General features: G+C 69.4%; 10 protein-coding genes. 6 read left to right on the top strand and 4 right to left on the bottom strand.

The annotated features are described in order from the left end of the window. Window positions 1-175 precede the first annotated feature (175 nt). Together ACWGIC_RS22940 and ACWGIC_RS22935 are read right to left on the bottom strand one after the other, a co-directional pair. Window positions 176-3,079, bottom strand: coding sequence for a transglycosylase domain-containing protein (locus ACWGIC_RS22940; protein WP_452077988.1), 2,904 nt, complete (start codon window positions 3,077-3,079; stop codon window positions 176-178). A gap of 100 nt (window positions 3,080-3,179) precedes the next feature. Then, window positions 3,180-3,581 carry a DUF5318 domain-containing protein gene (locus ACWGIC_RS22935; protein WP_452077987.1) on the bottom strand — a complete coding sequence of 134 codons (402 nt, stop codon included), beginning with the start codon at window positions 3,579-3,581 and terminating at the stop codon, window positions 3,180-3,182. Between the two features lie 244 nt (window positions 3,582-3,825). Here ACWGIC_RS22935 and ACWGIC_RS22930 point away from each other — a divergent pair, with 244 nt between their 5' ends. Continuing rightward, on the top strand, window positions 3,826-4,383 hold the full coding sequence (locus tag ACWGIC_RS22930) for a PadR family transcriptional regulator (protein ID WP_452077986.1): 558 nt from the start codon (window positions 3,826-3,828) through the stop codon (window positions 4,381-4,383). 65 nt (window positions 4,384-4,448) lie between these two features. Continuing rightward, the gene (locus ACWGIC_RS22925) at window positions 4,449-5,537 is read left to right on the top strand and encodes an inositol-3-phosphate synthase (RefSeq protein ID WP_452077985.1); all 1,089 of its coding nucleotides are present in this window, start codon (window positions 4,449-4,451) and stop codon (window positions 5,535-5,537) included. A gap of 81 nt (window positions 5,538-5,618) precedes the next feature. Here the strand turns inward: ACWGIC_RS22925 and ACWGIC_RS22920 are convergent, their stop codons facing one another. Both ACWGIC_RS22920 and ACWGIC_RS22915 read right to left on the bottom strand, forming a co-directional pair. After that, window positions 5,619-6,476, bottom strand: a complete 858-nt coding sequence (locus ACWGIC_RS22920) for an SAM-dependent methyltransferase (RefSeq protein ID WP_452077984.1) — start codon at window positions 6,474-6,476, stop codon at window positions 5,619-5,621. A 59-nt stretch (window positions 6,477-6,535) separates the two neighbouring features. Further along, window positions 6,536-7,174, bottom strand: a complete 639-nt coding sequence (locus tag ACWGIC_RS22915) for an HAD family hydrolase (RefSeq protein ID WP_452077983.1) — start codon at window positions 7,172-7,174, stop codon at window positions 6,536-6,538. Between the two features lie 85 nt (window positions 7,175-7,259). Here ACWGIC_RS22915 and ACWGIC_RS22910 point away from each other — a divergent pair, with 85 nt between their 5' ends. From ACWGIC_RS22910 to ACWGIC_RS22895, 4 genes are all read left to right on the top strand, one after another. Beyond that, window positions 7,260-7,754, top strand: a complete 495-nt coding sequence (locus ACWGIC_RS22910) for a MarR family winged helix-turn-helix transcriptional regulator (RefSeq protein WP_452077982.1) — start codon at window positions 7,260-7,262, stop codon at window positions 7,752-7,754. Continuing rightward, window positions 7,744-8,964: an MFS transporter gene (locus tag ACWGIC_RS22905; RefSeq protein WP_452077981.1), complete on the top strand. Its 1,221-nt coding sequence runs from the start codon at window positions 7,744-7,746 to the stop codon at window positions 8,962-8,964. The genes ACWGIC_RS22910 and ACWGIC_RS22905 overlap by 11 nt, the downstream gene beginning before the upstream one ends. A 160-nt stretch (window positions 8,965-9,124) precedes the next feature. Then, entirely contained in the window at window positions 9,125-11,209 is a 2,085-nt protein-coding gene (locus ACWGIC_RS22900) for a PhoX family protein (protein WP_452077980.1), read from the top strand. A gap of 54 nt (window positions 11,210-11,263) precedes the next feature. Continuing rightward, window positions 11,264-12,646, top strand: a complete 1,383-nt coding sequence (locus ACWGIC_RS22895) for a DUF7850 domain-containing protein (protein WP_452077979.1) — start codon at window positions 11,264-11,266, stop codon at window positions 12,644-12,646. Window positions 12,647-12,695 lie beyond the last annotated feature (49 nt).

Genomic DNA, 12,695 nt, shown 5'->3' with positions numbered 1-12,695 from the left:
GCCCTCTGTTCACCAGACGCGCCAACCCTGGTCGAGGTTCACTCGCCTGGCCGATCCCCTTCCCGGGGGAGGGAGACCGTCGGTGAACCTACCGCACCCCCAGCCGGGCGGTACCGGCAAAAAGAGGCTCCTCTCCGCCTGCGGAGAGGAGCCTCTTTTCAGTGCGAGACGCTGGTCAGCCAGTGCGTCGCGTGGGTTCGCCGTTCACCACGGGACCTCCCCCGCTGCCCGGATTGCCGCCTTCGGTGCCGCCGCCGAAGATGCCGCTCGGCCGGGTCGGGCTCGTCGTCGTCGATGACGACGGCGGATGCGACGAGCTGGTCGGCGGTGCCGACGACGAGGACGTCGTGGGCGGCGGCGGCTGCTCGCTGGACGTTTCGCGCGGCGGCGGGGCCGCCTTGCTCGACGTGACGACCTCGTCGGCGTCCTTGCCGATCGGGGAGACCTTGTCGAACTTCTCGCCCGGCTTGTCCTTCAGGTAGTTCGTGATGAAGTCCTGCCAGGCCGGACCCGCGATCGTTTTACCGAAGATCGGCTTGCCGTTCTTGTCGTGCAGCGGCTTGTTGCCGTCGCCGCCGATCCAGACCGCGGCCGACACCGACGGCGTGTACCCGACCATCCAGGTCTGGGCGTTGCGGTCCTTGTACGAACTCGGGTCGTTGTCCCGCGGGTCGTACTGCTGCGTACCGGTCTTGCCCGCGCAGTCGTGGCCGCTCGGGCACTTCAGGTGCGATTCGGCGATGACCGGGATGAGCGCGTCGGTCACGTTCCCGGCGATCTGCTTGCTCTTGTCCGAGTTGTCGTCGAACGCGGGTTTGCCCTGCCCGTTGGTGTTGTCGAAGATGACCTCGTCCTGGGAGTTGGTCAGCTTCGCGACGAAGTGCTGGTCGCGGCGCACGCCTCCGGACGCGAACGACGAGTACCCGGCGGCCATGTCCTCCGGCGTGACCGAGGTGGCGCCACCGCCGAGGGAGATGTTGGCGTCGCTCGTGCCGAGCTTGCCCTTGCCCTGCGGCGCGGGCCGCACGCCCGCCTCCTTCGCCGCTTCCGCGACCCTGGCCGGGTGCACCTGGTTCAGCACCATGTCGTAGAACACGGTGTTCGCCGAGACCTCCATGGCCTTCTTGACCGTGCACACCGGACCGCAGCTGGAGCTTTCGCCCGCGTTGCGGACCACGCGGCCGCCGAGCTGCCGCCGGTCGGTGCCGTCGAAGGTTTCGCCGAGTCCCTTGCCCATCTTGAGCCAGGCGGTGAGGTCGTAGGCCTTCATCGACGAACCGGGGTTCTGCGGCGTGTTCGCCCAGTCCGTGGCGAGCACGTCCTTGCCCGCGTCGTTCTTCACCGTGGTCGGCCCGCCGTAATAGGCGAGCACGCCCCCGGTTCTCGGGTCGACGGCGACCAGCGCTCCCCGGAGGTTCTCGTCGGTCTGGCCATCCATGTTGTCCTGCACGGACTGCACGGCGAGCTTCTGCGCGTTCGGGTCGATCGTCGTGTAGATCTTCGCGCCGGTGGAGTACAGCTTGTCCTCGCTGTAGCCCTTTGCCTCCAGCTCCTGCACGATGCGCTGCCGGATGAAGTAGTCCAGCGTTCCGGCGTCCTGCTTCTTCTGCGAGTCGCGCGGGATCAGCGTGGGGAACTGCGCGGCCTTGCGGTCGGCGGGCGAGAGCCAGTGGTTGGCCACCATCTGGTCCATCACGTAGTTCCAGCGCTTCTGGACGTACGCGCTGTCTTTGTCCTTGCCAGGACCCTGGATCATCCCGGCGAGCAGCGCCGCCTCGGAAGCGTTGAGCTGCCCGACGTCCTTGCCGAAGTACGCCTTCGACGCGGCGGCGACGCCGTTCGCGCCGCGGCCGAAGAAGACGATGTTCAGGTAACCGGTGATGATGTCCGATTTGGACGTCTCGTTGTTCAGCTTGAACGACTTCGCCAGCTCGGTCCACTTACGGGTCAGCGTGGCCTCGTCGTTTTTGGTCGCCTGCTTGATGTACTGCTGCGAGATGGTCGAACCGCCGCCGACGCCGCCGGTCGCCTGGTTGAAGACCGACCGCAGGATCGCCATCACGTTGAAGCCGGAGTTGGTCTCGAAGGTCGCGTCCTCGGCCGCGTACACGGCGTGCTTGACCACCTCGGGCACCTGGTTGGGCTGCAGCAGCTCGCGGTTGCCGCCCTCCGGGATCGAGCGGCCCATCAACGATTTGTCGCCGTAGTAGAAGGTGATCGGCTGGCTCTGCTTCGCGAGGACTTCCTGCGGCGAGGGCACGTCGACGGTGAAATAGGTGATCACGAACGCGATCGCGGGCACCACGACGAACAGGCCGAACATCGCGTACAGCACTCGCCGGATGATCTTCCACCGGCGTTTGCGGCGCTGCTTCGGCGTGAGGTCGGCCTTGCTCTTCTTGCCGTCCTCCTCGCCTTCCGGGTCGTCCTCGAAGTCCGCGTCGTCCGAGTACTGGGCGAGGCGGGTCTCCTCGTCGTACGGGTCGTAGCGATCGTCGTACCGGTCGTCGTACGGGGCGTAGCCGTTGTGCTCGGCGTGCGTGATCAGGTCCGGCTCGCGGTCGGTCTCCGGATAGGACGGCGGAGGCGGCGGCGGGACCGGGCGGCGCTGCGGCGGCCGTCCGCCGGGCGGCGGCTGCCGGAAGCCCTGGGTGGCGTTCCCGTTGGGGCCGCCGTTGGGGACGGGACGCCCGCCCGGCGGCTGGCGGCGCGGGCCGGGCGCGCCCTGTCCGTCGAGGATCTGCGCCGCGCGGGTGCCCGAACCGCGATCCTGCGGGCCGGGTCCCTGCGGGGGCCGGCCTTGCGGAGTGCGGTTCTGCGGCGGGCGCTGCGGACGGCGCGGCTCGTCGGCGGGCCACTGCGGACCGCCTTCGTCGCCGCTCGGCCATTCGGGGCCGGCTTCGGCTCGCGGGGCGCGCGGCGGGCGCGGCCCGCCGGCGGGAGGACGGCGGGGAGGCGCGGGGCGCCGGGGGGCGTCATCGGCGGGCCAGGCGGGACCGGGGTCCTCCTGCGGTCGCCGGGCACGGCGAGGTGCATCTGGCTCCTGGCTCGGCCAGGAGCGGTTGCGGTCGTCGTTCACGAATGGGCCTCCGAAGGCGGCACTGTCTGCTGTGTCGGCGCCGCCGTCCGGGACGGACGGCGGCGCGCCGCCCTGCGTTCTGCAGCGGTTGTGGTACTCGTCACTGCCCGGCAGTCCTTCGCGGCCGTCTCGGCTGGGGCTCTCCCGTGCCGAGGACATAGGACAGGACCAGATGGTTCCAGTGGCACGTCCGGCACACCTCTACGTCATAGACGGTGAACTCGCCGAAAATCCCGGACATCCGGGCCAGTTCGGCGGGCGTGCGTGCCGATCCCGAGACGTGCTTGAGCTCGTCGCCGTACACCCAGGAGACGAGGTGCAGCGGAGCCCGGCGGCACATCGGACAGGCCCGGTCCTCGGGTCTGCCGTGGAATTTCGCCGCGCGGAGCAGGTACGGGCTCGCGTCGCAGACCTCGTGGTCTCCGACGCGTCCGGAGCGGACGCCGGCCAGCAGCGCACGGCGCTGCAAGGCGTAATCCACAACCTGCCGCTGGTTTCGCACGAGGACAGAGTACGGGCTCTTTCTGTGTCCGCGGTGCCCCCTGCTTTCCCGCACTCTTGGCGACCGTTCGGACACGCCGAAAGTTAGATAACGCTCTGATCACGGATCGCCGGGAGGATGCTGGTCGCGGGTTACTTCCGCCACTTCGATGTATCGGCGCGATATACTCGGCGAGTAGGTTGGCTGAGCCGGTCCCGGTGATCAACGGTGCTGGCCGCGGCGTATTCCCGGAATGGGGTGTGGTGTGCTCGAACTCGCGATCCTCGGATTGCTGCACGAGACCCCCATGCACGGGTACGTGCTGCGCAAACGTTTGCACGAGACGCTCGGGATGTTCCGGACGTTCTCGTACGGCTCGCTGTATCCGACCTTGCGCCGGCTGCTGCGGGCCGGTTACCTCGTCGAGGAGTTCGACGAGGCGGACGACCGGGCCTGGTCCCGGCGCGGCCGCCGCGTCTACAAGCTCACCGCCGAGGGCAAGGAACGCTTCGCCGAACTGCTGGGCGACGCGGGACCGCAGACGTGGGACGACGAGGGATTCGGCGTCCACCTGGCGTTCTTCTCGCGGACACCGGCCGACGTCAGGATGCGAATCCTGGAAGGCCGCCGCCGCCGCGTCGAGGAGCGGCGCGAAGGATTGCGGGACGCGCTGGCCAGGGCCGAGGAAAAGATCGACCGCTACACCCGCGAGCTGCACCGGCTGGGGCTGGAGTCGAGCGAGCGGGAGGTGCGCTGGCTCAACGAGCTGATCGCGCACGAACAAGCCGAGCAGCGCGGCCCGGAGCAGCCGGGGCGCGGTTGAGCGGCGGCCGCAACGGGGCGGCAGACCTGCAGATGCAAGTGAATGAGATTGAAGGAGAAACCGGCATGGGCGAGAACCGCCGCGTTCGGGTGGCCATCGTGGGCGTCGGCAACTGCGCCTCGTCGCTGGTCCAGGGTGTGCAGTACTACCGCGACGCGGATCCCGGTGCGCGCGTCCCCGGTTTGATGCACGTCCAGTTCGGCGACTACCACGTGCGCGACATCGAGTTCGTCGCCGCGTTCGACGTCGACGCGAAGAAGGTCGGCCGGGACCTCTCGGAGGCGATCTCCGCCAGCGAGAACAACACGATCAAGATCGCCGACGTGCCGCCGCTCGGCGTCACCGTCCAGCGCGGGCACACCTACGACGGCCTCGGCCGCTTCTACCGCGAGACCATCGAGGAGTCCGACGAGGCTCCGGTCGACGTGGTCGGCGCGCTGCGCGACGCGAAGGTCGACGTGCTCGTCTCCTATCTTCCCGTCGGGTCCGAAGAGGCCGACAAGTTCTACGCGCAAGCCGCGATCGACGCGAACGTCGCGTTCGTCAACGCGCTGCCGGTGTTCATCGCTTCCGACCCGGAGTGGGCGAAGAAGTTCGAAGACGCGGGCGTCCCGATCGTCGGCGACGACATCAAGTCCCAGGTCGGCGCCACCATCACGCACCGCGTGCTGGCGAAGCTGTTCGAGGACCGCGGCGTGCAGCTCGACCGCACGATGCAGCTCAACGTGGGCGGGAACATGGACTTCCTGAACATGAAGGAGCTGGAGCGGCTCGAATCGAAGAAGATCTCGAAGACCCAGTCGGTCACCTCGCAGGTGGACCGCGAGCTCGGCAAGGGCAATGTCCACATCGGACCGTCGGACTACGTGCAGTGGCTCGACGACCGCAAGTGGGCCTACGTCCGGCTCGAGGGACGCGCGTTCGGCGACGTCCCGCTGAACCTGGAGTACAAGCTCGAGGTGTGGGACTCCCCCAACTCGGCGGGCATCATCATCGACGCGGTGCGCGCGGCGAAGATCGCGAAGGACCGCGGCATCGGCGGCCCGATCCTGTCCGCGTCGTCCTACTTCATGAAGTCGCCGCCGGAGCAGTACGACGACTCGACCGCGCGGGATTCGGTCGACGCCTTCATCCGCGGCGAAGTGGAGCGCTGAGCCCCAGCCTGACCGTCCGTGAAGGGCCCCTTGAGGGAATCAGATTCCCTCAAGGGGCCCTTCACGGCTGTTACCGGCGGCTCAGGGCAGGTCGGCGGTCACCAGCGCGGTTTTCGCCATCTGGCCGGCGAGCAGGTCGGGCATGCGCTTTCCGTACCGGCCGGCGAGTTCGGCCGCGCGTTCCACTCGCGCGTCCCAGCCCTGCTGGGTCAGCCATTCGGCGGGGTCGCGGCGCGGCTCGGTGGAGAAGACGTTGTTCGCGGCCAAGCCCATCTGTTCGCCCGCCTCGGATGTCTGGAAGGTGCCGGACAGTTCGGCGAGATCGCCCGGCGGGATGTGCTCGACGCCGATCCGGCTGCCCGCCGCGCACCGCGCGTGCACGAGGTCGAACAGCAGTTCTTCGGCCTGCGCGGGCAAGTACGGCAGCAGTCCCTCGGCGATCCACACCGACGGCCGGTCCGGGGCGAAGCCGGCGTTTTCCAAGGCAGCGGGCCAGTTCTCGCGCAGATCCGCGCCGACCGGGTGCCGTCGGCAGCGTGGGTTCGCGCCCAGTCCGTCGAGTACTTCTTGTTTGAACGCGAGTACGCGCGGCTGATCGACTTCGTAGACGTCGCGGCCGGAGAGGTCGAGCCGGAAGGCGCGGGCGTCGAGCCCGGCGGCGAGGAGCACGATCTGCGGCGCCTCGGTCCCGGTGATCAGGTCGTCGAAGAAGCGCGCGCGCAATTGGACGTAGTCGGCGATCGCCAGCCAGAGCGCGTCGTCGCCCGGTTCGGTCGGCAACGGCCGCGGCGGCTTCGCGGCGCGAATGAATTCCGCCGCGTACGGGTCTCTGATCAGCGGTTCCGGCGCCGCGGTCGCGATCGCGCGGCCGGCGGTCACCCCGAGCGCGGTGAGCCCGATGCTGCTGACGATGTCCCAGTCCCCTTGCGGCACAGCCATTTCCGCCCCTCTCGCTGATCAGGGTCCAGGATGGCGCCAAGCAGCCGCTGTGGGCTGCGTCACTCGCTGAGCGCGGCGGGCAGTGCGGCCAGATTCGGCAGCACGGTCGCCTCCCGCAGCACCTCCGGATCCGGTGGGAAGTGCGGGTTCGGCACCGCGAACACCGTCATGTCCGCCGCGAACGCCGCGCGGAGGCCGTTCGTGGAGTCCTCCACCGCGGCGCAGCGGGAAGCTTCGACGCCCAGCAGCATCGCCGCGCGCAGGTAGACGTCGGGCTCGGGCTTGCCCGCGGCCACTTCCTCGCTCGACACCGCCACCGGGACGAGCGACGTCAGGTCGCACGCGGTCAGGAACGAATGGATCAGCACCGGCGGCGACGAGCTGGCGATCGCGACCGGCCAGTGCCGGGAGATCTCGCGGACGACCTGGTCCGCGCCGTCGATCACCGGCGGGCGGTCGGCGTAGCGGGCAGCCATCTCGTCGATCACCGTGCGGGCGATTTCGTCCGGTGTGAGCTGGGCGCCGAGGGTTTCCACCAGGTAGTGCGCCCATTCCGGGGTGCTCATCCCCTGTTGTACGCGGGTCGCCTCGGGCAGCCAGGTCCCGCCGTGCTCGGCTACTACGGCGCGGCGCACCTCGTCCCAGGTTGTCTCGGAGTCCACCAGTACGCCGTCGAGGTCGAAGATCACCGCATCCACTTCTTCAGCCTAAGGGGCCGGGTCTGGCCCACCTTGTGAGCCGAGTTACTTCGCCACCCTAACTAATTTTTGTTAGCCTAGCTAAGTGACTTCCTCGACGGGCGATCTGGCGCAGCGGCTGCGGCCGGTGGTGTTCCGGCTGTACTACCTGGTGCGCCGCGAATCCGCGCAGCTGCTGACCCTGACCCAGGGGTCGGTGCTGTCGGAACTGGTCGGCAGGGGGCCGAGCCGGATGAGCAGGCTTGCCCGGCTCGAGCGCGTGCGGATGCCGTCGATGACCGACGTCGTCGGCAGGCTCGAACGGCTCGGCATGGTGAGCCGCCGTCCCGATCCGGCGGACGGGCGCGCCGTGCTCGTGGAGGCCACCCCGGAAGGCGAGCGGTTCTACGCCGAGATGATCGCCGGCCGGGAGGCGGAGCTGCGGGCGCGGCTCGAGCGTCTCGACCCGGCCGAGAGCGCCGCCATCGACGCCGCGCTTCCCGCGCTCACCAAGCTGATCGCCGACTTCCACCGCGACGACCCGCACTCCACTGAAGCCCCCGAACTCCCGAAGGAGGAACTGATCCGCAATGAGCGCTGAGCACCACTCGAGCCTGCTGGACGCGGTCAAAGGCCAGCCCAAACAGGTGTGGATCACCGCGTTCGCCGCGGTGATCGCGTTCATGGGCATCGGCCTCGTCGACCCGATCCTGCTGTCCATCGCCAAGGGCCTGAACGCTTCGCCGTCCCAGGTCACGCTGCTGTTCACGTCGTATCTCGGCGTGCAGGTGATCGCGATGCTGTTCACCGGCGCGATGTCCGCCCGGTTCGGGGCCAAGCGGACCGTGCTCGTCGGGCTGACGCTGATCGTCGCCGCGACCGCGCTGTGCGCCGCGGCCGGTTCGATCGAGCAGCTGGTCGGCCTGCGCGCGGTGTGGGGGCTCGGCAACGCCTTCTTCATCGCCACCGCGCTGTCGGTGATCGTCGGGGCGGCGACCGGGGGCCAATCCGGCGCGATCCTGCTTTACGAGGCGGCGCTGGGGGTCGGGCTCGCCGTCGGCCCGCTGCTCGGCGCGCTGCTGGGCACGATCTCGTGGCGCGGTCCGTTTCTCGGCACCGCGGTGCTGATGATCGCCGCGCTGGTGCTGTGCTCGATCTTCCTGAAGAGCGATTCGCACGAAAAGCGGGATCCGATCAAGCTGCTCGACCCGATCCGCGCGCTGAAGCACCCTGGCCTGCTGCGTACGTCGATCGCCTCGGCGCTGTACACCGCCGCGTTCTTCGCCGTGCTGGCCTGGTCCCCGTTCGTGCTCGGCTGGAACGCCATCGCGGTCGGCCTGATCTTCTGCGGCTGGGGTTTGTGCGTGGCGATCGCCGGGGTGGTGCTCGCCCCGAAGATGGCCGCCCGCTTCGGCGAACGGCACGCGGCGGCGCTGGCGGTGGTCGGCTACACCGTGCTGATGCTGGTGCTGGCCATCCCGAGCAAGCCGGTGGTGGTCGTCGGGATCATCGTGTCCGGTCTGGTTTCCGGGCTGCTGAACACGCTGTTCACCGGCACCGCGATGTCGATCAGCGACGCGCCCCGGCCGGTCGCGAGCGCCGGGTACAACTTCTGCCGCTGGTTCGGCGGCGCGGTCGCGGCGACGCTCGTCGGCCACATCGCCGAGTGGATGGGCTGGGAGCAGGGACCGTTCCTGGTCGCCGCGGTGCTCTGCCTGATCGCCGCCGTCCTGCTTTCGCAGCGCGAGAAGAAGGCCGACCCGCACACCGTGCCTAAGGAGGCCGCGCTCGTCGGCGACGAGGAGTTCTGAGCGCTTCCGCGACGCTTGGCGATCGGCCCTGGACTGTCTGTTCAGGGCCGATCGCCGTCTTTGGTGGAATACACCCGTTGTTCATCTTTTGGTCCGGTTCAGGGGGTTTTCGCCGCATACGGTCGCTGCGTTCCCACCGAGAAGCGACCCTGGAGGCCCCGTGTCCCTGGAGCCCGGACGACTGCTGCCCTTGTACACCGCGCATTCCGGCGGACGGTCACCGATCACCTGCGAGTACCGCTGCGGCAACGCCTGCGCGCACGAGGCCCCGAACCCGACCGGCAACGAATACTTCGGCGACATCGCCAAGGGCGTCTCGCGCCGCGGCGTTTTCAAGGCAGGTGCGGTGATGGCCGCGGCGGCGGGCGGGTTCGCCGCGCTGTCCGGCACCGCTGCCGCGGCCACTCCGGCGACCCAAGCCCCGGCGCCGCTGGCGAAGGGCCGCACGGTGCCCGGTACCGACTTCACGCCGGTGCCGCCGAACAAACTCGACGCCGTCAGCATCCCCGACGGTTACGCCCAGCACGTGGTGATCCGCTGGGGCGACCCGGTGGTCCCCGGCGCGCCGAAGTTCGATTTCCGCAAGCAGACCGCCGCCGCGCAGGCCAAGCAGTTCGGCTACAACAACGACTTCGTCGGCCTGATCCCGCAGGATCCGCTGGGCCTGCGCAATCTGCTGGTGGTCAACCACGAGTACACCACCGAGGTGCACCTCTTCCCGGCCGATCAGTACGACCCGGCGAACCCCACCGAGGAGCAGGTGAAAATCGCCTGGGCGGCGCACGGGCTGTCGGTGCTGCAGACGCTGCGCGACCCGATCGGCGGCGCGCTGCGCACCGTGCCGAGCCCGCTGAACCGGCGGATCACGCTCGACACGATCTTCGAGGTGCGCGGTCCGGCGGCCGGTTCGAAGTACCTCAAGACGTCGGCCGACCCGTCCGGCAAGCGCGTGCGCGGCACTCAGAACAACTGTTCCGGCGGCGTCACACCGTGGGGCACCGTGCTGTCCGGCGAGGAGAACTTCCACCAGTACTTCGCGCACGCGGACAAGGTGTCCGATCCGGCGCAGGCCGCGCGGCTCAAGCGGTACGCGATCGGCACCGGCGAGAGCACGCGCAAATGGGAGCGCTTCGACCAGCGCTGGGACGTTTCGCGCGAGCCCAACGAGCCCAACCGGTTCGGCTGGGTCGTGGAAATCGACCCGAACGACCCGAATTCCACGCCGGTGAAGCACACCGCGCTCGGCCGGTTCAAGCACGAGGCGGCGAACGTCAAGATCACCGCGGACGGACGGGTCGCGGTGTACTCCGGCGACGACGAGCGGTTCGAGTACATCTACAAATTCGTGTCGAAGGGCAAGTACAAGAAGGGACATTCCGCGCTCGCCCGGCGGCACAACTCGGCGCTGCTGGACGAAGGAACCCTGTACGTCGCCAAGTTCTCCGGCGACAGCCCCGGCGAGATCGACGGCTCCGGAAAGCTGCCCGCCGACGGCGAATTCGACGGCACCGGCGAGTGGATTCCCCTCGCCAGCGGCGACAAGTCCTTTGTGGACGGATTCACCGCAGAGGAGGTCTACGTGTTCACCCGCCAGGCCGCCGACCGCGCCGGGGCGACCAAAATGGACCGTCCGGAGGACATCGAGCCGAACCCGGTCAACGGCCGGATCTACGCCGCGCTCACCAACAACTCCGACCGCGGCGCGGCGGGCAAGGCCGCCCCGGACGAGGCGAACCCCCGCACCCGCAACAAAAACGGGCACGTCCTCGAATGGGACGAGGAACGAGGGGACAGCGCCGCGACCCGGTTCTCTTGGCGGCTGCTGCTGGTCTGCGGCGATCCGGCCACGGCCGACACCTACTTCGGCGGTTTCCCGAAGGACCAGGTCAGCCCGATCTCGTGCCCGGACAACGTGGCCTTCGACCCGCACGGCAACCTGTGGATCTCCACCGACGGCAACACCCTCGGCGCGAACGACGGCCTCTTCTCGGTTCCGGTGGCCGGTCCCGAGCGCGGGCACGTGAAGCAGTTCCTGTCCGTGCCGGTCGGAGCCGAGACGTGCGGTCCGGTCGTCACCGAAAACCTCGTGCTCGTCGCGGTGCAGCATCCGGGCGAGGACGCGCCCAGTTCGGCGAACCCGACCTCGCACTGGCCGGACGGCGGCGCCTCGCAGCCGCGGCCGGCGATCGTGTCGGTGTGGAAGAAGGGCGCCTTCGGATTGCCTGGCCGGATCGGCCGCCGGTAACACTTTGGGGTGTTTCTCACCGCCGAAGTGCCTTCCTGGGTCTAGCTTCACCGCGTGAGGCGGGCAAAGAAAGTCGCGATCGGACGCACGGCGGGCGCGGCGGCCAGTACTGCGATGCTGGTCGGCGCGCTCGCCGTCGTTTCTCCCGGGTCGGCTCCCGCCGAGGCGGCCCCGGACTGCGGCGGCATCGCGGCCAACCCGAGCTTGGAGGACGCCGGTTCGCCCGGCGGAGCGCCGCGGGAGTACCTGTTCAGCCCCGCCGCGCCGGTTCCGCGCGGCACCCCGGCGGACCGGGCGCCGAAGCTCGTCACGAGCACCGGGCACGCGGTCGACGGGCACGTCAACGCCCAGATCCAGACTCCGGACGGCCGGGTCAGCTCAGCCAGCCAGCAGCTGAAGGCGGTGCCCGGCGGGCAATACTCGCTGTCGGTGTGGACCGGCACGGCGCAGACCGGCCTCGGTGCGCACGCGAGCGCGACCACCGGGTTGCGCTTCGCCGACCGGACCGGCCGCGTGCTGGTGGAGAAACCGCTCGCGGTGACGCACGACATCGCCTCCGACGGCAAGCTCGCCCAGCAGGAGCTGCCGCCGGTCACCGCGCCGGACGACACCGCGGCGGTCTCGTTTTTCGCCAGCACCAACCACAACTGGGTCCTGTGGGACTGCGTGCACGTGGGTCTCGCCGCGTTCACGGTGAAGATGGAGGTGCGGAATCCGGCGGACGGAACGTGGGGCCCGTCGGCTGCCATCCCGGCCGGCGACGCCGCGCACTTCCGCATCTCCGTCGCCAACACCGGCTCGCAGCCGGTTACCGGGCTGCTCGTGAAGGACCCGTGGTGCACCGGTCTTCCCGGCGCGTTCGACCTCGCCGGCAACGCGTCGAAGGAACTCGCCTGCGACCATCCGAACCTCACCGAGGACGACAACGGGCACGTCAACACCGCGAAGGTCACCGGCTCCGGGCCGGGCGGGCCGCTCGCCGAACAGAAGGCGACCGCGACGGTCACCGTCACGCCGCAGCCCGCGGTCGGCAAGATCGGCGATCGCGCGTGGAAAGACCTGAACCGCAACGGCACACAGGACGACGACGAACCCGGCTACCCGGACCTGCCGGTGACGCTCAAGGACGGCGCGGGCGGCACCGTCGCCACCGCGCGCACGAACGCCGACGGCGGCTACCTGTTCGACCAGCGCAAGGACGGCACCTACCAGGTGTGCTTCGACGTGTCGAAGCTGCCGGACGGGCTCACCGTCACCCAGCGCGGCGCGGGCGCGCCGGGACTGGACTCGGCCGTCGACCCGGCGACCGGCTGCACCTCGCCGTTCACTCTCGGCGGCAAGGAGCGCGAGCGGACGGACCTGGACATCGGCCTCGCCCCGCCCTCCCCGACCATGCCGCCCTCCCCGACCGCGTCCGCCGCCTCCGTCCCGGAGTAACCGCCGCGGTCCGTGAAGGGCTCCTTGAGGGAATCTGATTCCCTCAAGG

The organism is Amycolatopsis sp. NPDC054798 (assembly GCF_053611505.1).
The sequence above is the reverse complement of the archived record's forward strand: the minus strand, read 5'-3'. Positions and strand labels throughout refer to the sequence as shown.

What these genes read in the sequence shown, in the direction of transcription:
- ACWGIC_RS22920 (WP_452077984.1), bottom strand. Translation starts at nt 6,476, where the DNA reads ATGGCTGTGCCGCAAGGGGACTGGGACATCGTCAGCAGCATCGGGCTC.
- ACWGIC_RS22905 (WP_452077981.1), top strand. Translation starts at nt 7,744, where the DNA reads ATGAGCGCTGAGCACCACTCGAGCCTGCTGGACGCGGTCAAAGGCCAG.
- ACWGIC_RS22925 (WP_452077985.1), top strand. Translation starts at nt 4,449, where the DNA reads ATGGGCGAGAACCGCCGCGTTCGGGTGGCCATCGTGGGCGTCGGCAAC.